The organism is Pantoea rwandensis, assembly GCF_002095475.1.
GTDB lineage: Bacteria > Pseudomonadota > Gammaproteobacteria > Enterobacterales > Enterobacteriaceae > Pantoea > Pantoea rwandensis.
This window is the reverse complement of sequence record NZ_MLFR01000002.1, coordinates 232,651-252,965: the sequence shown is the minus strand read 5'-3', so window position 1 is coordinate 252,965 and position 20,315 is coordinate 232,651. Positions and strand designations below refer to the sequence as shown.

Annotated in this window: 17 protein-coding genes; 14 read left to right on the top strand and 3 right to left on the bottom strand. The window is 48.1% G+C overall.

Going from position 1 to position 20,315, the window contains the following annotated elements; genetic code table 11:
• The first annotated feature begins 13 nt into the window (after nt 1-13).
• From HA51_RS04890 to HA51_RS04860, 7 genes are all read left to right on the top strand, one after another.
• Nucleotides 14-421, top strand: coding sequence for a helix-turn-helix domain-containing protein (locus tag HA51_RS04890; protein ID WP_084932555.1), 408 nt, complete (start codon nt 14-16; stop codon nt 419-421).
• Between the two features lie 135 nt (nt 422-556).
• Nucleotides 557-1,564, top strand: a complete 1,008-nt coding sequence (locus tag HA51_RS04885; protein ID WP_158087361.1) for a LacI family DNA-binding transcriptional regulator — start codon at nt 557-559, stop codon at nt 1,562-1,564.
• A gap of 63 nt (nt 1,565-1,627) precedes the next feature.
• Nucleotides 1,628-3,130, top strand: a complete 1,503-nt coding sequence (locus tag HA51_RS04880) for a xylulokinase (protein WP_084932550.1) — start codon at nt 1,628-1,630, stop codon at nt 3,128-3,130.
• Nucleotides 3,130-4,314, top strand: coding sequence for a mannitol dehydrogenase family protein (locus HA51_RS04875; protein ID WP_084932547.1), 1,185 nt, complete (start codon nt 3,130-3,132; stop codon nt 4,312-4,314). Before HA51_RS04880 ends, HA51_RS04875 begins: the two co-directional genes overlap by 1 nt.
• Nucleotides 4,307-5,446, top strand: coding sequence for a mannitol dehydrogenase family protein (locus tag HA51_RS04870; RefSeq protein ID WP_084932545.1), 1,140 nt, complete (start codon nt 4,307-4,309; stop codon nt 5,444-5,446). The genes HA51_RS04875 and HA51_RS04870 overlap by 8 nt, the downstream gene beginning before the upstream one ends.
• 106 nt (nt 5,447-5,552) lie before the next feature.
• Nucleotides 5,553-6,839, top strand: coding sequence for an MFS transporter (locus HA51_RS04865; protein WP_084932543.1), 1,287 nt, complete (start codon nt 5,553-5,555; stop codon nt 6,837-6,839).
• A 369-nt stretch (nt 6,840-7,208) separates the two neighbouring features.
• Entirely contained in the window at nt 7,209-8,582 is a 1,374-nt protein-coding gene (locus tag HA51_RS04860; protein ID WP_084932540.1) for an NAD-dependent succinate-semialdehyde dehydrogenase, read from the top strand.
• A gap of 118 nt (nt 8,583-8,700) precedes the next feature.
• Here HA51_RS04860 and HA51_RS04855 read toward each other — a convergent pair whose 3' ends face one another.
• From HA51_RS04855 to HA51_RS04845, 3 genes are all read right to left on the bottom strand, one after another.
• Complete coding sequence (locus HA51_RS04855) at nt 8,701-9,675, bottom strand: Gfo/Idh/MocA family protein (protein ID WP_158087360.1); 975 nt, start codon at nt 9,673-9,675, stop codon at nt 8,701-8,703.
• 112 nt (nt 9,676-9,787) lie between these two features.
• Nucleotides 9,788-10,810 carry a LacI family DNA-binding transcriptional regulator gene (locus HA51_RS04850; RefSeq protein ID WP_084932535.1) on the bottom strand — a complete coding sequence of 341 codons (1,023 nt, stop codon included), beginning with the start codon at nt 10,808-10,810 and terminating at the stop codon, nt 9,788-9,790.
• A 246-nt stretch (nt 10,811-11,056) separates the two neighbouring features.
• Entirely contained in the window at nt 11,057-12,016 is a 960-nt protein-coding gene (locus HA51_RS04845; RefSeq protein ID WP_211282909.1) for an alcohol dehydrogenase catalytic domain-containing protein, read from the bottom strand.
• A 251-nt stretch (nt 12,017-12,267) separates the two neighbouring features.
• On the opposite strand from HA51_RS04845, the gene HA51_RS04840 reads away from it, so the two are divergent.
• The 7 genes from HA51_RS04840 to HA51_RS04815 all read left to right on the top strand — a co-directional run bounded on the left by HA51_RS04840 (nt 12,268) and on the right by HA51_RS04815 (nt 20,299).
• Entirely contained in the window at nt 12,268-13,863 is a 1,596-nt protein-coding gene (locus HA51_RS04840; protein WP_084932532.1) for an FGGY-family carbohydrate kinase, read from the top strand.
• Between the two features lie 10 nt (nt 13,864-13,873).
• Nucleotides 13,874-15,520, top strand: coding sequence for a signal transduction protein (locus HA51_RS04835; protein ID WP_084932530.1), 1,647 nt, complete (start codon nt 13,874-13,876; stop codon nt 15,518-15,520).
• 63 nt (nt 15,521-15,583) lie between these two features.
• The gene (locus tag HA51_RS04830) at nt 15,584-16,489 is read left to right on the top strand and encodes an N-acetylneuraminate lyase (protein ID WP_084932527.1); all 906 of its coding nucleotides are present in this window, start codon (nt 15,584-15,586) and stop codon (nt 16,487-16,489) included.
• Between the two features lie 18 nt (nt 16,490-16,507).
• Nucleotides 16,508-17,359: an MFS transporter gene (locus HA51_RS27305; protein WP_211282908.1), complete on the top strand. Its 852-nt coding sequence runs from the start codon at nt 16,508-16,510 to the stop codon at nt 17,357-17,359.
• Entirely contained in the window at nt 17,302-17,835 is a 534-nt protein-coding gene (locus HA51_RS27300) for an MFS transporter (protein ID WP_211282907.1), read from the top strand. Before HA51_RS27305 ends, HA51_RS27300 begins: the two co-directional genes overlap by 58 nt.
• A 205-nt stretch (nt 17,836-18,040) precedes the next feature.
• Nucleotides 18,041-18,877: an SDR family NAD(P)-dependent oxidoreductase gene (locus HA51_RS04820; RefSeq protein ID WP_084932524.1), complete on the top strand. Its 837-nt coding sequence runs from the start codon at nt 18,041-18,043 to the stop codon at nt 18,875-18,877.
• Between the two features lie 126 nt (nt 18,878-19,003).
• Nucleotides 19,004-20,299 carry an oligosaccharide MFS transporter gene (locus tag HA51_RS04815; RefSeq protein ID WP_084932711.1) on the top strand — a complete coding sequence of 432 codons (1,296 nt, stop codon included), beginning with the start codon at nt 19,004-19,006 and terminating at the stop codon, nt 20,297-20,299.
• Nucleotides 20,300-20,315 lie beyond the last annotated feature (16 nt).

Here is a 20,315-nt window from a genome sequence, read left to right as displayed (position 1 = left end):
AACACAGGTTCCCATGATGCAGGTAAAATCTTGTAGTGAAGAGGTTGTAGCAGCGCTTTTGGTTAAAATTGAAACAGATATCAAAGAAGATCTAAGCATTGAGGAATTATGCAAATTCACCGGTTACAGCCCCGGACATTTACAACGTTTGTTCAAAAGCAAAACCAGCTTGCCGCTTGCTACTTTTATCCGTAATCGAAAGATTTACCATGCCGCGCAATCTATCATAGGTAGCAAAAAGCGCATCCTTGATGTCGCAGTTGATTATAGTTACTCCTCCCATCAATCATTCTCGCGCGCATTCAAAGCTGTTATTGGTATTACGCCGGTGCAATTCAAGCAGGCCAATGATTCGCAATACACAACACTACTCTCTGCTCATTACCCGTTGCTTTTAACTCTCAGTGCACAATCGGTTTAATCCTCAGTCGATAGGTCGACACATTAAGCAAGTTTACTGAGATATAGATCACATTATAGGCTACCGTTTTTTGACATTGCATCAGCTAAAAATGTAGCTTACGGTCGAAATGAAACGTTTCATTATGAGATGAGCATGGTAGCAACTATCAAAGATGTGGCTAATTTAGCAGGTGTATCGCTGGGGACGGCCTCTAAGGTCATCAATGGCGATCCTACTGTAAGCCCACGTCGTAAAGCATTGGTCATGAATGCAATTGCTAATCTGGGATTCTCACCTAACAGTATCGCCCAGAATCTGCGTACCTCTAATTCACGCACACTCTCAGTATTGCTGGCAAACATCACGAACTCATTTCAGATGGCGCTGGCTAAAGGTATCGAAGAAGTTGCAGTGACCCATCATTACAACCTGGCTATCAGTTCAACGAACGAGTCTGTGAATAAAGAGCTCGACAGCCTGGATATGTTTGAACGCAATCGTAGCGATGGGATCATCATCTGTAGCACCGGCCAAACACGGGAAAAAATCTGTTCACTCATTCAGCGTAATATTCCTGTGGTAATGATGGACAGATATGTGCCAGACATACCCTGTGACTATGTTGGAGATGACTTCCCGCTCGCAATAGAGATGGCCTTACAGCATCTGCAGTCGCTTGGCCACAAGCGCATTGGCATCCTGCATGGTGATCAGAGCACTTACCATGGTTCCTACCGCTATGAACAAGCTTTGCTGAAAATGGAAAAGCTAGGTATAGCCTATGATCCTGCTTTTCATACTCATGGTACTTACACACATGAGCAGGGTGGAAGGGCTTTTCGTCAGTTAATGGGACAGTCTGTCCCTCCGACAGCTCTGCTTGCGGTGAACAACATGCAATGTGCGGGTGCGATTAATGAAGCTAAGTCGCTAGGGATAACTATTCCGCATGATGTCTCACTCATCCTGATTAATGAAAATAACTTCATGTGGGACATGATTTCTCCACGTATAACGATGGTAACTCAGTCGCCACTGCAGATTGGTATGCAGGCTGCAAACACCATTTTTGAGCGTATTAACGGACGTCATGCCAGCGATTACGAAACCACTTTATTAACGCCAGGGTTGATTGTTCGTGAGTCCACCAGGGCAATTTGATTTTTTTTCACACAAAAATGAAACGTTTCATTTTGGGGTAAAGCTCAAATTAAGGCAAAAACGATGAAGAGTTCGGTAGTACTGACACTGGATATTGGTACCACATCCAGCAAGCTGGTCCTGATTGATAAGTTCGGGCATGAGCTGTTTTCAGATAAAGCAGCTTATCCACTCTATTTCCCTGAAGCAGGTCATGTTGAGCAGGATCCGCGCGAGATCTGGCGAAATATCTGCGAAATGCTGGCACGTTTATCCAGTGAAGCAGGGCAGACTTATTGTATCGAAGCGGTGGCGATCAGCTCCCAAATCAGTGCGCACTTTCTTGTCGCCGAGAATGGCGAGCCGCTGACCAATATCATCTCGTGGATGGACAGCCGTGCATCGCAGGAAGCCCGGGAATTAGTCGATACGTTCTCGAAAAAAGAGCTACGTGAAGAACTGGGTATGGACATGTTGATTGGCCCTGCCTTCATCGCGCCAAAACTTAAATGGATAGCCAATAATAAACCGGATTTACTCGCACGTGCGCATCATCTGGTTCAGTTAAAAGAGTACATCATCTGGCAACTAACAGGAGTATGGCGTTCAGATCTCACGAGCTTAAAGGGGATCCTGAACCAGCGTACCCGCAAACTCTCCTCTGTACTGCTTAACTGGGCTGGCGTACCTGAAAGCATTATTCCGCCACATGACAATCCATGGGCAACGGCGGGTAAATTAACCAACGAAGCGGCTGCAAAACTCAATATTCCTGCGGGTATTCCGGTGGTACTGGGCTGGAACGATCTTAACGCAGCGATTCTCGGAACAATCGGCATTCCTCGATCACGTTGCGGTTTCGACATAACCGGTACGTCTGAACACATTGGCTTTGTCAGTTCTGAGCCGCTTAAGGCCTCACCGGAAGGTATCAACTGCCTGCCTTTTATTGATGACGTCATGCTTTCATACGGTGTGACTTCATCTGGGGGCCAGGCGTTGCAGTGGTATATGAACAATATCGCGGTGAGTAAAAATTACGTCGATATCGAGCGCCATGTAAACCGCGTACCCGCAGGTGCTGAAAAACTGATATTTCTGCCGTACATCAATGGCGAACGTAACCCGTGGTGGAATCCCAATGCGCAGGGGGTTTTCTTCGGTCTTCGGGCACATCACAGCAAAGACCATATGACACGTGCAGTGCTGGAAGGCGTCGGTTTTGCTCTGAAAGCCAGCGCGGTACGCCTTGAAAGTATGCCCGAACAGTTTGTGGTCTCCGGGGGCGCCAGTGCGCTGGATATCTGGAATCAGATCAAAGCGGATATTCTCGGCGTGCCTTTCTGCAAGCTTAACACGACTGAAGCGGGTTGCCTCGGCGTAGCCATTCTCGCCGCTTACTCCTTGGGTTGGTATGACTCCTTAGCGACGGCTTCAGAAAATATGATACGCACCTCAAAGGTCTTTATTCCAGATCCGGCAAGGCATGCCATGTACAACCGCAAATTTGAAACTTACCTCAGCCTTTATAACGCGCTGAGAGAAGTTTTCGATACCAATATCAATCAATTCGAGGACGCAGAGTAATGAAGGCCATTATTTTCGGGGCTGGGAAAATTTCCCGCGGTTTTATTTCACAACTTCTTTATCTGGCTGGCTGGGAGATTGTCTATGTCGACCTCAATGTGCCATTGCTGGAGCAGTTGCGCGCGCGTGGCCGCTTTACCGTTCATGTCATGGGCGCAGAGGAGAAAAACACCCTGGTGGAAGGTTACCGCTGCCTCAGTTTGCATGATATCCAGGGTATTGCCGGCGAACTTGAAGATGCGGATGTGATCTTCACGTCGGTGGGGGGCAAAAATCTGGTGTCGCTGGGGGCGACTATCGCCGCGGCATTGACAGAATGTTATCAGCGTAATACCCGACTGGATGCGCTAAACATCATTACGTGTGAGAACTGGAAAGATCCTGCACGTGTCCTGTCTGAAAGCATCAGTAAAAGTCTCAGTGCAGAACACGCGGTACTGTTTAAGGCACGAACTGGGGTTGCACAGGCTGTAGTAATGCGTTCAGCGGTGGACCCAACCCCAGAAATGCTGCAGCTCGACCCGCTTGTAGTGCCAGTACAGGATTTCTGGGAGCTGCCTGTTGACGCAGACAACCTCTGCGGAACACGCCCCGCTATCCCTGGCATCGTGTTTCAGGACAATTTTGCTGGCTTCCTTGAACGCAAGATTTTTACCTATAACACCGGTAATGCCACCATCGCCTATCTCGGTTATCTGAAGCAGCTTTACTCACTGGCAGAAGCTGCCAATGATCCTTTTATCGTGTCTGTGCTGGAAAGTGTTTATGCAGAGACGAATACCGCATTAGCCCGTCGTCACAACTGCAGTCTTGAAGAGCAAACGGCTTTCTCGGAACAGGCGAAGCGTAAGTATCAGGATTACGCGATTATTGATGATGTACGTCGACATGCTGCAGACCCACTTCGTAAGCTGGGGCCAGACGATCGCCTGATTGGCGCGGCAAGGTTAGTGGGTGAGTACAACTTACCACTTGACGGCATCGCAACTTCCATTGCTGCCGCCCTTTATTTTGATAATCCAGAAGATGAACTCGCACTCAAACTACAAGAATTGCGCGAGACGTCAGGTATCGACCACATTCTTAAAACTGTCTGTCACATTCCGACCGACGGTGTTTTAGCTGCCAGCATCAGGGAAAAAATTACTCTTCTTATAAATTCAGGAATTATTCGTCATGACTAATAGACTTTCAGCTGTTGTTATCGGTGCCGGCCAGTCTGGCCGTGGTTTTGTATCTCGTTTCTTTTTCAAAAGTGGTTATCACCTGACGTTTATTGATAAGAATGAGAAAACGGTTAAATATCTTCAGGAAGACAATTTCTTTACCGTGCACTGCTTTGATGAATCAGTAAAACCACTGCATATTCAGGGTTTCGATGCACATCTTGCACGTTCCGCTGAAGCTGATGCGGCGATTGAGAAAGCTGACATCCTACTGATTTCTGTCGGACAGCAGAATTTACCGACAGTGGCTGCGGAAATCGCACCTGCTTTGCGCCGTCGAAGCGCAACTGGTCTGGACGCGATGACTATTCTGGTGTGCGAAAACGGGGTATCCCCGGGACAGATCTTCAGTGAAGCACTGGCGGCTAAGGCAGGCGGAACCAGCGACTTTAAAGTCGCAGAATTAGCCATTTTCTGTACGACGAATGTATTAAAGAAAACCCGCCTTGATATCGGTACTGAGAATTACAATCGTGCTCCATACAATGCGGCAGCATTAGGTGGCGCTTTGGCGGTTGAAGGTCTTGATCCAGAGTCCGATATGAGCAGCCTGCTGAAACGGAAGATTTACACTTATAACTTTATCAGCGCTATCGTGACTTATGTTGGTGCTTACAAAGGCATCGAGGACTATGCCACTTCAGCTAATGATGCTGAAGTACGCGCATTAATTCAACGCGTGGTGCCGGAATTAAACAAAGCACTTTGCCAAGTATTGGGCGTAGATGCGGAGTCGCAAACCAACTTTTCAAACAATGCGCTGAAAAAATTCAGTGATCATACCATCGAAGATTATGTCAGTAAGAACGCACGTGAAGTCAGTCGAAAATTGCGTTCAGATGATCGCATGATCGCGCCAGCGAATATGATCAAAGACATTCATGGTGATACGGATACCATTGCCATTGTGATCGCCGCAGCGATTCTGTGGGGTGAGAAAAACGAAAAGCTTCTCGATACCTATTCTTCTCCGAGTGAAGTATTAACCAAACTCAGTGGCGTTGACAGTGACGCAGAACTTATCACTCAGGTAGAAAATCATTACAGAGAGCTCAAGTCAGGAAAAACTATTAGCCAGCTACTTAAATAAAAAATCCTCAAAAAATTAATAAACAGAAGTGACAGGGTGAATAACATTATTCGCCCTGGAACTCTGTACATAAAAATGTGCCTTATATAAAAAGACAGAGGTTTGTATGAGTAATCAAAAACCAACGAAAGTCAGGTTTTTCATTCTGTTTATGGTATTTATAGCAGTTGTTATTAACTACATGGACAGAAGTAATCTTTCCATTGCAGGGCCTCACATCGCAGCCGACTTTGGGCTGTCCACCATTGAAATGGGTTACATCTACTCGGCATTTGGCTGGACCTACGCGTTGCTGCAAATACCGGGCGGGTTTATTGTTGATAAACTTATTCCGCGCGTGTTGTATACCCTGATGCTTGTTGGTTGGTCATCCATGACAGTATTAATGGGCTTCGCCCAGGGCTTTGCGGCACTGTTTGGGTTGCGACTGGCTATCGGTGTTTTCGAAGTCCCAGCCTTCCCTACGAACAATAAGGTTGTAACGGCCTGGTTCCCTGAGCATGAGAAGGGTAAAGCAATCGCTTGCTATACTTCTGGACAGTTTGTCGGTGTGGCTTTTTTGACGCCGGTATTAGTGGCGATTCAGACATGGATCGGGTGGCAAGGCATGTTCATCCTGATGGGCATGGTGGGGATTGTCTGGGGCATCGTATGGTATACGCTCTACCGTCAGCCGAACGAACATGCAAAAGTAAATCAGGCTGAAATTGATTATATCCGGGAGGGGGGCGGTGTCATTTCCGCGACCGTGAGTGATAAGACCGATGCCAAGCAAAAGATGGATTGGTCACAGGTGAAAATGGCCTTTTCTCGTCGCAAACTTTGGGGTGTTTATATTGGCCAGTTCGCGTCAACCTCAATGCTCTGGTTCTTCCTGACCTGGTTCCCGACCTATCTGGTGCAATATCGCCACCTCGACTTTATCAAGGTAGGTTTCCTTACCTCAATCCCATTCCTGGCCGCATTTGTGGGGGTATTGCTAGGAGGAACCTTCTCTGACTGGCTGATCAAACGCGGTCATAGCATCACACTTGCGCGCAAGTTGCCTATTATTTTGGGTCTGCTGTTATCCACATCGATCATTGGTGCGAATTTCACCGATGATACAACCTTAATCGTTTGCTTCATGACACTGGCGTTCTTTGGAAACGGATTCTCTTCCATAACCTGGACGCTCATCTCTGCTATAGCTCCAGTTAAAGCAATTGGCGTAACGGGCGGGACGTTCAACTTTATTGGCAACCTTTCATCTATCGTCATTCCAATTGTGATCGGCTATCTCGTCAGTGGGGGTAATTTTGCGCCAGCACTGATCTTCGTTTCAGCTGTTGCTCTGGTAGGTGCACTTTCTTATATTTTTGTCGTGGGAAAAGTAGAAAGGATCAGCTTCTGATTTAAAAGGCCGGATAACTCCGGCCTTTTGCTCATATAAGATACAATACCTTTATAAGGACTTCTCTTTGGCTAAGATATATGTAGTTTTTTATCGTCACCAGGTTTGAACACTACTTTTGTTCATTGCTCAACGTCACCGCCAGAGGTTCCCCTCATAAATTCAGAGTGGTATAAAACACTCACGCCCCATTTAAATATTGTCTGGTCATTGACGTACCCAAGGTCACAAATAACTCTCATTAAATTAGCTGAATGCCGACGCTTTGACTAAATGAATGCAAAAAGCTAACAAGAGACTTATTGGGATGCGCTCGAAAGCCGGACATTACATCTTTCTTCCTCGACCTACGTTAATGAAGGAGTACCAATGTCTTCCTATCAAAGTATCAATCCTGCGACTAACCAGTTGCTGAAAAGCTGGCCCATGCATGACGACTCGGCTGTCAAAAATGCACTGGAAGTGGCTGATCGGTTGTTTCACTCTTCTTGGAGCCAGGGAGATATTCAACCACGTTTGCAGGTATTGAAACGTCTTGCTGACCTAATTGATGCCCGTGTCGATGAACTTGCTGCGATCGCCAGCAGGGAGATGGGTAAGCCAATCAATCAAAGCCGTGGTGAAGTTAGATTATGTTCTCAGGTCGCACGCTACTATGCAGAACATGCACAGGAGATCTTGCAGCCTAAACCCTATCCGAGCGAGCTGGGTGAAGCGTGGCAAGAGTTTCATCCGGTGGGAATTATCGTTGCTGTCGAACCCTGGAACTACCCGTATTACCAGTTAATCCGGGCGTTAGCACCCAATCTTGCATTAGGTAATCCGGTTCTGGCCAAGCATGCGCCTAATGTCCCGCACTGCGCCGATGCTTTTGAAAAGCTGGTGAATGAGGCAGGCGCACCCAAAGGTGCCTGGACCAACCTGTTTATCGAAAACGATCAGGTAGCTGGTCTGATTGCTGATAATCGAGTACAAGGCGTGGCATTAACTGGTTCTGGACGTGCTGGCAGCGCTGTTGCTGAGCAAGCAGGTAAACACCTTAAGAAGTCTACGCTTGAGCTGGGTGGCAATGATGTTTTTGTGGTGCTCGAAGATGCTGATATCGACAGCGCTGTAAAAAATGGTGCTGAAGCGCGATTGAACAATTGTGGCCAAGTCTGCATTGCAGCTAAGCGATTTATTTTGCATGAAAAAATTGCTGCGACATTTGTAGAGAAACTTAAGGCAACATTCCAGGCAGCTCGTATTGGTGATCCCTTTGATGAGCAGACGACCCTGGGGCCTTTGTGTTCGACCGCAGCGCGCGATAGATTGGTCACCCAAGTCAATGAAGCAATAGAAAAAGGGGCAAAAGTGCTGCTTGGAGGTGAAGCCATTAGTGGAGAGGGGTGTTATTACCAGCCCACTATTCTGACGAATATCACTGCTGACAATCCTGCTTATCATGAGGAATTGTTTGGACCCGTTGCTCAAATTTACGTGGTCAGTGATGATCAGGCTGCCATCACCCTAGCAAATGATTCACTTTATGGCCTAGGCGGTTCGGTATGGACCAGTAACATGGATCGGGCCCGTAAAATGGCATCTGCTATTGAAACTGGCATGGTCTTTATCAACGCACAAAGCGGAACTGCACCAGAGTTGCCTTTTGGTGGCGTCAAACGATCAGGTTATGGTCATGAACTGGCAGACTTAGGGATGAAGGAATTCGCTAATCAGAAGTTGGTGGTTATCGCTAAATAATATTTTAATTGAACGATTAGAGATTAAGCCAAGTTTATTAAACAGCCATCCATCGAGATGGCTGATTTTTTATAAAGCATCGTGTTGTTGGCTCAATTTAAAATCTGTAGTGCGAGGGTTAACCCCAAGTGTTTTGTATCTTATCCATTGTTGCAAGTACTTCAATAGTCGAAGCGTGAGTCCTTTTAGGACTTTCAATCAAGCCAAGTGACAAACATCTTTCCACTTCTTTAATTTCATAGAAATAGCCCTTGCCAATAGTTTCATTCTCGAATGTTTCTACCGTACCGTCACTGTAATGGAATGTCGCTTTTGGTGGGCATAAAAAGTCTTCAATCACAATGTAACCCTCTTCACCACAAATCATGGCATTGTAGGGCGTTTTAGTCAGTATTGATGATGAAAGAATAGCCAGTTTGTCACCAGGGTAACGCAGTACATACACACCGGTGCCATCCACACCAGTAGGCGTCGTTACTCTCTCAGTGTTAATTATGGTTGGTTCTGAATGATAGAAAAATTGTGCGAATGTAATAGGATAAATGCCTGCATCCAACAGACTGCCACCCCCTAATTTGGGATTATATAACCTGTCTTCAAAATCCAGTGGTGCCCGGAAACAAAAATCAGCTTTAATCATACTGACTTGCCCAATTTTTCCATTAGTAACTGCATCTATAACGCGCTCTATAACAGGGAAAAATCTCGTCCACATCGCCTCCATAAAGAACAGCTTTTTGCTTACTGCCAGGTCGATCATCTCTTTGGCTTCTGCCGATGAAATACCGACAGGTTTTTCACAAATTACCGACTTTCCTGCATTCAGGCAGGCTATTACCTGTTCTTTGTGAAAAACATGAGGCGAGGCAATGTATACAACATCACAGGTACTTCGGTAATAAAAGTCATCATAGTTTGAAAATACTTCTGGAATATTATGTTTTTCAGCAAAATCTTCGGCGCGCTGTTTATCACGAGACACAACGGATATTATTTCACTTTCGTCTGACAGTTTAAGGTCATGTGCAAACTTCTGTGCAATTCTTCCAGGCGCAAGGATTCCCCAACGAACTTTTTTCGTTAAATTATTCACTGTGATTATTTCCTTAGTTTTTGAATTTTCTAATATTAAAAGAGCGTGATCCCGAGAGGCTGTTGATTATTAATAATAACCAACAACCCATACAGAAATAGTTTTACATAATTTATGATGCCAAAGGTTTTTCTTTCACATTTAAATGCTGTGTTAGCTCCATCGGCACAACATGATGGCAAACCTCCTTATTACCTTTTATCGCTTCCATCATGGCATCAAACGCGTGCTGAACAATGATCTCTTCATTCTGACGCGCAACCCAAATCCGATTAGGCAAAAACTTCAACATCGGATGGCTATCGAATGTGCCGATGTTCAGTTCTGGAGGAATATGACCATAGGTTTCGCTGATCACATTCAGCGCACCCTCCAGTAAGGGCAGGGAAGAGGTGATAAAAGATTGGGGTAACGCGCCATGTTTATCCAGATAGCGCTTCATCATCTTCCGGCCATCCTCAATGCTGTTGTGCGCTTCATCCAGAATGGCCTCTTTGCCGATTTTGATTCCCGCAGCGGACATGGCGTTGCGGTAACCCCGAATACGCTCTTTGATTGAAGGCTGCTTATCATCCCCGGCAAGGAACAGGTGTGGCACAGCATCCTGTTTGATCATGGCAGTTGCGAGTTTCTCGGCAGCGGCGGCGTTATCACTGATCACGACCGAAACATCATTACTACCAAAGTCCCTGTCGACAATGACGATGGGACGGGTCGCGAGCTTAAGGTGGTGCTCCTGCGCTTTTAATGATGCAGGCGCAATGAACAGCCCATCGACGTTTCTGGACAAAAGCGATTCAACCAGTTTCATCTCGCGTTTGGCATCACTGTAAGTACAACAGATCGTCAACTGATAACCGGCTTCCAGGCATTTCAACTCCATACGCTCAGCAAGATGGGAGAAGTAGGGGTTGGAGAGGCGAGGAATGATGAGCCCCAATAATTCGGTTTTATTCAGCTTGAGACTGCGCGCAGCGTGATTGAGCACGTATCCGTGAAGCGCGGTGTAATCATTAATGCGTTGCTGCGTTTTCTGACTAATTCGATATTTGTCAGCGTTTCCGTTCAAAACCAGGCGAACGGTGGTAATCGAAATGCTCAAGTCGGTAGCAATTTCTTCAATTGTTTTAGCCATATGCAAGTCCGTTAGGCTCCTTAAAGCGTGTGCTACGCAGAATTATTATAGCTCTGTCGGCCTTAACAAGTTTCCGCGCCCTTATACGTGATGTCGGTGCAGGAGACTGATGCTGCAGTCTCCCCGCCAGGGCGTTAGATTTAATCCAGATCGTAATGAAAGACAACCTTGATGGCCTTTCTTGCACTCATCAATTCAAAACCCTCTTTCCAACGGGAAAGCGGTAGGCGATGCGTGATCAGACACTCAACATCCAGTTTTCGGTGTTTTAGCAGGTTTAACACGTTCAGCATGATACGGCGTCGTAGCCATATGGCCGATGAGAGAAATGGCTTTTTCAGAGATATCGTTGATGGAGAATTCCACCGGCTTCAGGTTCAGACCAATACGAATAAACTGACCGTTGGTGCGCAGAATGCGGATTGATTCTTCTATGATTTTCGGAGAACCGCGTCCGTCTACCACCACCGGAATGCCGTACTTGCCAGAAATCTCCTCGCATCGCTGCACGACATCTTCTTTATCGGTATCAATAAAATGGGTTGCCCCCAGCATTTTGGCGACAGGCTTACGTATGGCTTCATCGCCTGCATTACCCACCACGATGATGTTCACCGCGCCTATAACGCGCGCAATCTGAATACAGTTGAGTGAGAGCGGTCCCATGCCGTAAATCAGGACATCTTCACCTGGACGCAATTGTGAACGTTGCACCAGTGCCATATAGGCATTACACAACGGATCGAGTATGGAGGCTTCTTCATAGCTGACATTGTCGGGGATTTTCATCAGAGCATGTTTATGTAACACCAAAATCTGGCCTGGGACACGGACAAACTTGCCAAAACCGCCGTCCATACCCCATCCCAGTGCACGACGTTCAGGGCATACCAGAAAGTTGCCTACCATACAGGCGTGACATTTCCCGCAGGCATAGCCGGTGTTATCTGAAACCACGCGATCGCCAATTTTCCAGTCCGTGACGTCCTTTCCAACTGCCACGACTTCACCAGCAAACTCATGACCAAAAACCGAAACGCGGGTTTTTGCATCATTTTCGACATTCCAGTTCTTTAAATCAGAACCGCATAACCCCGCTGATTTAACTTCAAGAAGAACATCCCCGGGACCTTCAATGACAGGAGGCGTGACCTCCTCAAGCTTGAACGCACCGAGTGGATAGCCATCGCGCACTAAACCTTTCATTGTCTCACCTTGTTTTGCTAACTCGAAATAGCACTATAAAGTAAAGCTCTAAAGCAGAACATTTGTACAACGCAGAAATGTGACGGGGATCGCCACTCGGCACAAACAGATTGGTGAAAGCACAATTGCTTGTTTATGACGGATTCGGAATGAACTCACCCGATCGGGATCACAATTTTTTAATAAGTCGTTTGTGAGGCGAAAGGAAAACGTGAAAAATGCTAATTCGAGTTAGCAAAAGGATGGTGACGATGGGCGGGAAGTGTTTCATAGGAGTCGATGTCGGTTCGGCGAGCGTCAGAGCAGGTCTTTATAACCTCAGCGGTGAAAGACTCGGCTTTGCTACCCGCCCAATTTCGCAGTTTCATGGCAAAGGTGACCATGTTGAACAGTCTTCGGCCGAAATCTGGCGACATGCTTGCGAGGCTATTCGTGAAGCCATTGCGACGGCGGGTATCGACGCCGAGCAGGTCATGTCGCTTGGGTTTGATGCCACCTGTTCCCTCGTGGCCATTGGTCGTGATGGGCAGGGTGTTTCCGTTTCAGAAACGGCAGAACCGGCTCGTGACATCATCATGTGGATGGATCACCGGGCAGGAACCGAAGCACAGGAAATCAATGCAACCGATGATGAAGCGCTGCGTTATGTCGGCGGAGAAGTCAGCATTGAAATGGAACTGCCGAAGGTTCTCTGGCTGAAAAAGCACCTTCCCGCACAGTATCAGCAGGCATGGCGCTTATTTGACCTGGCAGATTTTCTGGTGTGGAAAGCCACGGATGTCGACGCGGCAAGTGTCTGCACGCTCACCTGTAAATGGAATTACCTTGCTCACGAAAAACGCTTCAGCGACAAGTTACTGAATGCCGTTGGGCTCTCTGATTTGTGTGAAAAGGTCCCATCACATATTGCGCAGATTGGGGAGCGAATTGGCTTCCTGAGTGAGACCGCTGCACGTGACTGTGGTTTGCATACCGGAGTCGCGGTCGCCAGCGGACTGATTGATGCGCATGCGGGTGGAGTCGCTATGCTGGGGGCGAGCCCCAAGGCCGCGCTGGCGATTATTAGCGGTACCTCCAATTGTCACATGATCACTCATCCGCAAGAAATCTTTGTTGAAGGCGTCTGGGGGCCTTACTGGAGTGCGATGCTGCCTCAACTCTGGCTGGGTGAAGGCGGGCAAAGTGCGGCAGGTGCATTGGTCGACTGGACGCTTTCACAACATGGTTATTACCCCGATCTGGTTCAGCAGGCTGAAGACGCGCGCATTAGTCCTTATCAGCTTCTGAATCGTTGGGTGCTGGAACTGGAACGTCAGGAAACTTACCCAACCCGCGCGCTTCACGTTTTAGGCGATCATCACGGCAACCGTTCGCCCAGAGCTGATCACAATGCCCGTGGGGCGGTGTTTGGTTTGACTCTCGAGCGGGGAAAAACGGCCCTTGCGCGCCTTTATCTTGCCACGCTGCAGTCTATCGCCTATGGCACACGCCACATCATTGATGCCATGACCCAAGCCGGTCATGTGATTGATGACATCTTTCTCTGTGGTGGGGCAACCCGCAATCCGTTATGGCTACGGGAGTACGCCAATGCCACAGGGCGCCCTGTGCGTCTTATTCAAGATGACGACCCGGTAACGCTGGGTGCCGCTATTTCTGGCGCAGTGGCCGCCGGCCTCTTTGATGATTTTGCCAGCGCATGCCAGGACCTGGTGAGAAGAGGCGAAATCATTAAGCCTGAGGCGACACACAGCGACTTCCACGCCGCGAAATATGCTGTCTATCTGGACATGTATGACCAGCAAAAGATGGCACAGAAAACCATGAGCGCATTTGTGCAGAACTGAGGAGAACAGGATGCTTACCGTCAATTTACCCGCGCAAAAACCACAGCTCGCTGTGGCTGACAAAGAGATTTTACTGGTGGCGAACGCAGACCTGCGTGAGTCGGCTAACCTGACCTGCTGGCCAACTGGCCAGAAATTTGAGACCAAGCTTCAGTCGGTACTGGAGAAGTCGGGTTATCGGGTGAAGCGTGCGCACCAGGTGAACGCAGAACGAGGTCATGGGTTTATCAGTAGCCAACGTGAAGGTGCTGATGTGTTTGCCTCCATTGATCCTGAAGCACCCGTCATTGTCCTGATCACCGCCTGGCAATACTCGCACCATGTGGCCTCATCGCTTGTGCATCATAAAGGTCCCGTGCTGTTGCTGGCGAATTTCGAAGGGACTTACCCTGGCCTGGTCGGCATGTTGTGCATGGCAGGTACGCTCACCAGCTTAGGGGTGAATTACTCACGCATCTGGTCTGAAACGTTTGACGATGAGAAATTCCACACTGATTTGAGTACCTGGCTGCGTGACGGTTATGTCCACCAGCGCATTGATTACCTGCATGACGTCAAAGCCTCGCATCCAGTCATGGCAACCCCGGAGGGGCAGGCGGGCCGTCAGGTAGGGGAATATATCCTGAAAAACAAAGCCATCGTCGGCCTGTTTGACAGTTATTGCATGGGCATGATTAACGGTGTATTCCCGCAAAAATCGATGATTGATGTAGGGATCCCGGTGGAATCGCTGTCTCAAAGTGCACTGCTGGTGGAAATGGCCAAAGTCCCGGCTGAACTGCGTGAAGCCTGCCTGCGCTGGTATGAAGATCGTGGCATGAAATTCAACTATGGCACCGATGGCAGCCAGGAACTGGTTAGAGAACAGGTACTTGAGCAGTGCGCAATGATGATTGCCATGGCGCGCTTTATGAAGCGTTTTGGCCTGACGGGGGTTGGCGTGCAGTATCAGCAGGGGCTGAAGGAGTGCTGTGCGGCGTCAGATTTTGCGGAAGGCGCGATTGGTAACGCCGAGCGCTTCCCGATCCCTGATGAGCACGGTGATATCATTCATGAAGGCAAGTCAATTCCTTGTATTAATGAAGTCGACATGGGCAGCGCCATCCCTCAGGTTATGATGTGGCAGTTGCTGGAGTCGCTCGGCCTACCTTCTGAAACCACGTTACATGATATTCGCTGGGGCAGTGATTATCAGGGGACTTACTACTGGGATATGGAGATCTCAGGCGCGGTACCTTTTGCCCATCTTAAAGGGGGTATTGCGGGAGCTGAAGGGCATCGCCAGACGCCAATGTTCTTCCCTTATGGTGGCTCAACAATTGCCGGACAAGGCAAAGCAGGGCGGTTTATCTGGGCGCGCGCGCATTATGTGGGTACCGATGTTTACATGCATATCGGGACGGGAACCGCTGTTGAACTGCCGGACGCAGAATTTATCCGCCGTCGGCACGCCACCAGTTTTGAGTGGCCGTTGATGAATGCCGTTCTGGATGGTGTGACGCGTGACGATCTGATGGCGGGACATCAAAGTAACCACCTGTCTATTGCTTATATCCCAGAGGAACAGCTGCAGGCAGTACTGAGAGCCTTTATCGCCCAGGCCATCACTCAGAATATCCGGGTATCTGTTGCCGGAGACGCGTGGCACGCACTCTGAAATCCCATTGAGAGGCAGGAAACTGCCTCGTCTTAATTTCGTACCTCTTCTCATAAGGAGAACATGATGAGTAACCTGAACGGACTGTATGTGGCACTGGCGACCCCTTATGACAAACAGGGTAACGTCAGTGCTGACGACCTGATTTCACTGTCTAAATTTGTTCGTGATAATCAGATTGGTGGCTTCTACGTAGGCGGTTCAACCGGTGAGTCACTCCTGCAGTCTACGGATGAGAGAAAAGAGATTTTCAGCGTCATTGCAGAAGAGAATCGGGCAACGTCAAAACTGATTGCGCATGTGGGTGCCGTGGATACTCGCGAAACGCTCAAACTGGCACGCCATTGTGCGGCCCTGGGATATAACGGCATCTCTGCGATTCCACCTATATATTATCCCTACACCAAACAAGAAATAACTGATTTTTATAAATCTGTGATTGATGCATCTGATGGTACACCGGTAGTGCTTTATAATATCCCGGCAATGAGTGGTGTTAATTTCACCACGGACGATCTGGATAAGTTATTAAGCCTTGACGGTGTTGCGGGTATTAAACAAACCTCCAACAATACTTACCAGACGGAACAAATCCGACGTCTACATCCTGAAAAAACGATTCTTAACGGCTTTGATGAAATTTTGCTGCCGGCATTATCTGTGGGTGTGGATGGCAGCATTGGTAGCACGTTCAACATCATGGGGAAGCGTTATCACAAGCTGAATCAGCTGTTTAGCGCAGGCAAGATGCAGGAAGCGCTGGCTGTGCAGCATGCCTGCAACAGCATTATCGATGTGCTGGTCGCGGCTGGCGTATTCAAGGGGATTAAACACATCCTTTATAAGATGGGTGTTATCAGCACGCCAGAATGCCGTGCTCCCTTTGGTAAGATTGAAAGTGCTTTCATTCCTAAATTAGATGAGATAGCTGTTGAATTAAAAAATGAGTATGAAGGGTTGACAAGATAACATAATGAGGAACTCGTCATGAGTGCTGCAGAAAATAGTCTGGAAGATAAAACGGTCAGAAAAATAATTTTCAAGATTGTCCCTGTATTGATGGTGGCTTATTTTATCGCTTTTATCGACAGGGTGAACATTGGTTTTGCTGCCGCTGAAATGAACGCAGACTTGGGTCTTTCAACGGCTATTTACGGTCTGGGTGCAGGCGTATTTTTTATAGGCTATTTTCTGTTTGAGATCCCCAGCAACGCTGCGTTACATAAATTCGGCGCACGTGTCTGGATCGCTCGCATCATGATTACCTGGGGCATCATTTCCGCCTGTTCTGCGTTGATCCAAGGGGAGAAAAGCTTCTTTCTCATTCGTTTTCTGCTCGGTGTGGCTGAAGCGGGCTTCTTCCCCGGCATTATCTACTACCTTTCCACCTGGCTGCCGACGCGCCATCGGGCCAAAGTTCTTGGCATCTTTTATCTGGCGATCCCCCTGGCGATAGTGTTCGGCTCGGTGATTTCTGCGCCGCTACTGTTGCTTGATGGTGTGTCTGGGCTCAAAGGCTGGCAGTGGCTGTTCATTGTTGAAGCGGCGCCAGCTGTGCTGGTCGGTGCCTATATCTTTTTCCGTATGGCTGACAAGCCCGCCAATGCCACGTGGTTGACACCAGAAGAGAAGGCGTTCATCAGCACGACGCTCAGTGAGGAAGCGCGACGGACGGTCACTGCAGAGAAGCGTAATGGACTGGCCGTGATGTTTAAAGACAGGCGTGTGGTTTATCTCAGTGCCATCTATTTCTGTATGAACTTTGCGGGGTGGGCCTGGTCATGTTCCTGCCTCTTATTGTCAGTGGTTTTGATCCTTCACACAAATTCAGCGGGGTGATTGCTGCTGTACCCTATGCAGTGGTGGCTTGTCTGTTGCCGTTCATCGGTCGCCTGTCTGACCGCTACAGCCACAATCGCCATGTGCACTGCATTATTGCAGCACTGATGGTATTCGCTGGATTAACTCTGGCGACCACCACATCCAATCCGGTTGTCATGCTGGCCTTTATCAGTATTGCGGCTATCGGCATTTATGCGTTTGCACTGCCATTTTGGGCTTACAGCTCAGGATTTTTCAGTGGAGCCTACGCAGCTGTGGCGATTGCTGCCGTTAATTCTGTAGGTAATCTAAGCGGTTTCCTTAGTCCCTATGTGATGGGATTATTAAAAGATTCCACGCACAGTTTTAATTCTGCGCTGATTTGCATTGCATTAGGTCCGTTAATTTCCGCACTGCTGTTTATTATATTTAAGCGTGCAAAGGGACAGCGTGTGAAATTGCCAGTCAGTACGCAATATTCACCTCATCATTAAATTTTTATGACCAGAAAAGCCACCTTTCTGGTGGCTTTTTTATTTGCAACATTGTTCGAAAATGCTATTTGAATTCAGTTTAACCATAAATTAAACCTGGGTATTGGTCACATTTCCCTCACAAGCAGTTTGAAAAAATAACGCCAATTGCATTTAATTGCTAAGTCGAGTTAGCAAATTGTTAAATCACTATGAGGAGGTTTATATGGCAGCACCAGCATGGGCAGGCGGCGGTCCCGAAGGCGCCGTATTGGACAGAATGAGTCTTAAGGGAAAAAGCGCCTTTGTTACCGGTGGTTCGCGAGGCATCGGCAAGGCACTGGCAATCGGATTGGCGCAAGCCGGTGCAAACGTGACTATTGCCTCGCGTACCACGCTTCAGGAAGGGCAGGCGCTGGCCACAGAGCTGAAACAGTATGGTGTAGACGCGTTTGCTATCCTCGCGGATGTGACTAATCGGAGCGCGCTAGACGCTGCGGTGAGTGAAACGGTCAACCGCTGGGGCAAACTGGATATCATGGTGCCCAATGCCGGTATCGGTATTGACGTCAATGCTGAAGATATGACGGAGGAACAGTGGGACCGTTTAATGGATGTTAACCTCAAAGGGGTGTTCTTTGCCTGTCAGGCAGCGGCTAAGGTGATGATCCCGCAGAACAAAGGCAACATCATCATTACCAGTTCGCTCTCTGCACATGTGGTTAACGGCGACCCTCAGGCCTGCTACAACACCAGTAAAGCGGGTGTGAATATGCTGATGAAGTGCCTCGCCTATGAGTGGGCACGCTTCAATATCCGGGTCAATGCCATCTCTCCTGGCTTTATCTACTCCGAAATGCTGGACCCTTATCTGGCAGCCTTCCCGGAAAAAGCTCACGGCTATATGGTGGCACCATCAGTACAAAACCGTGTCGGTACGCCGGATGAACTGGCGGGTGCTGCAGTGTATCTGGCCTCTGATGCATCGAGCTACACCACGGGGCAGGCAATTGTCGTTGATGGTGGTTATTCACTCACCCCGGGAAATTATCGACTGAGATAATTTCCAACTCCCTTCATGCATTATTTTAGATAGCCATTGAATAATGGCTGAGGTTCTAAACTATTGTCTGTCAGCAATAATTATCTGCACAGCCAGGCGTTCGCACGCCTGGCTAAAGAGGTTATGATGAACGCGATAGTCAACTCTCATCGAAAACATTATTTACAGATCAGCGCTATTGTCTTTTTATTTTTCTTTTCGTGGTCAGCATCAATGATATTACTTTCTATCTGGCTGGCGCAGGAAGCTGGGCTGGATAGCACCATGATAGGACTGGTTTATACAGCCAATGGACTTTTTACCGTATTATTAAAACCGGTTTATGGCTTTATTTTAGACCGACTGGGGATGCGCAAAAATCTGCTTTATTTCATTGTGCTTGCCTCAGTCTGCATGGCGCCGTTCTTTATTTTTGTCTATAAACCTTTGCTTCAACACTTCCTGATGGCGGGCATCATTTTGGGCGGCTTGTTCACCAGCCTTGCATGGTATGACGGCGTCGCCGCCTGTGAATCCTATGCAGACCGCTTCAGCCGTATCAACCATCTGGAGTTCGGCCAGATTCGCATGTGGGGTTCGTTGGGGTGGGCATCATCGGCCGCGCTGTCAGGGTTCCTGTTTAACCTCGACCCCAACATGATCTTTATTGTGGGGAGCGTCAGTTCCGCCGTGATGTTCTGCATACTGTGTTTCCTGAAGTCACGCTACAACAACGAACAGCTTAACCAGGTGACAAATCCCGTGGCACTTTCGGTGCGTCAAATTACAGGCATGCTGCGGCATAACCCAAAATTCTGGTTGTTTTGCCTCTATGTGTCTGGCGTGACCGGCATGATTTATGTTGCTGAACAGCAGTATGCACGCTTTTTTGTCAGCTTCTTTGCCGACCATCGTCGCGGCAATGAGATGTTTGGCTACGTTGTCACGGCACAGGGGGCACTGGAGTTTCTGATGATGTTCTGTGTCCCCTTTCTCATCAATAAGATTGGTGCCAAGAACGGCATGCTTTTGGCAGGATTGGTGGTGGCGGCACGACTCATTATTACGGGGACGGTGGGCAATATTGCCATTATAGCCGCGCTTAAACCTTTGTATGGTCTTGAGATGGCACTGTTGTTGGTTTCGGTGTTCAAGTACAACGCTGAGCATTTTGATAGCAGGGTCAACTCAATGATGTACCTGTTGGGCTATCAGGGGACCATCTATTTAGTATCACTGGTACTGGCTACCCCTGCAGGCTATCTCTACGATCATATTGGATTTGGTCATACCTATATCCTGATGGGATTGTGTGCGCTGGTGATAACGGCAATTTCAGTCAAGACACTTTCTCGCTGTACCAATACGCAGTTCAGTGACATCGATCAGGATGGTGAAACTGAACGTCCTAACGTCATCACCGCGGATGTCAACGGGCGCTGAGTGCACGAAGAGCCGC

Excerpts from the sequence above, each read along its gene's own strand:
- HA51_RS04890 (WP_084932555.1), top strand. The coding sequence starts at position 14 with ATGATGCAGGTAAAATCTTGTAGTGAAGAGGTTGTAGCAGCGCTTTTG.
- HA51_RS04885 (WP_158087361.1), top strand. The coding sequence starts at position 557 with ATGGTAGCAACTATCAAAGATGTGGCTAATTTAGCAGGTGTATCGCTG.
- HA51_RS04880 (WP_084932550.1), top strand. The coding sequence starts at position 1,628 with ATGAAGAGTTCGGTAGTACTGACACTGGATATTGGTACCACATCCAGC.
- HA51_RS04875 (WP_084932547.1), top strand. The coding sequence starts at position 3,130 with ATGAAGGCCATTATTTTCGGGGCTGGGAAAATTTCCCGCGGTTTTATT.
- HA51_RS04870 (WP_084932545.1), top strand. The coding sequence starts at position 4,307 with ATGACTAATAGACTTTCAGCTGTTGTTATCGGTGCCGGCCAGTCTGGC.
- HA51_RS04865 (WP_084932543.1), top strand. The coding sequence starts at position 5,553 with ATGAGTAATCAAAAACCAACGAAAGTCAGGTTTTTCATTCTGTTTATG.
- HA51_RS04860 (WP_084932540.1), top strand. The coding sequence starts at position 7,209 with ATGTCTTCCTATCAAAGTATCAATCCTGCGACTAACCAGTTGCTGAAA.
- HA51_RS04850 (WP_084932535.1), bottom strand. The coding sequence starts at position 10,810 with ATGGCTAAAACAATTGAAGAAATTGCTACCGACTTGAGCATTTCGATT.
- HA51_RS04845 (WP_211282909.1), bottom strand. The coding sequence starts at position 12,016 with ATGAAAGGTTTAGTGCGCGATGGCTATCCACTCGGTGCGTTCAAGCTT.
- HA51_RS04840 (WP_084932532.1), top strand. The coding sequence starts at position 12,268 with ATGGGCGGGAAGTGTTTCATAGGAGTCGATGTCGGTTCGGCGAGCGTC.
- HA51_RS04835 (WP_084932530.1), top strand. The coding sequence starts at position 13,874 with ATGCTTACCGTCAATTTACCCGCGCAAAAACCACAGCTCGCTGTGGCT.
- HA51_RS04830 (WP_084932527.1), top strand. The coding sequence starts at position 15,584 with ATGATGAGTAACCTGAACGGACTGTATGTGGCACTGGCGACCCCTTAT.
- HA51_RS27305 (WP_211282908.1), top strand. The coding sequence starts at position 16,508 with ATGAGTGCTGCAGAAAATAGTCTGGAAGATAAAACGGTCAGAAAAATA.
- HA51_RS27300 (WP_211282907.1), top strand. The coding sequence starts at position 17,302 with ATGTTCCTGCCTCTTATTGTCAGTGGTTTTGATCCTTCACACAAATTC.
- HA51_RS04820 (WP_084932524.1), top strand. The coding sequence starts at position 18,041 with ATGGCAGCACCAGCATGGGCAGGCGGCGGTCCCGAAGGCGCCGTATTG.
- HA51_RS04815 (WP_084932711.1), top strand. The coding sequence starts at position 19,004 with ATGAACGCGATAGTCAACTCTCATCGAAAACATTATTTACAGATCAGC.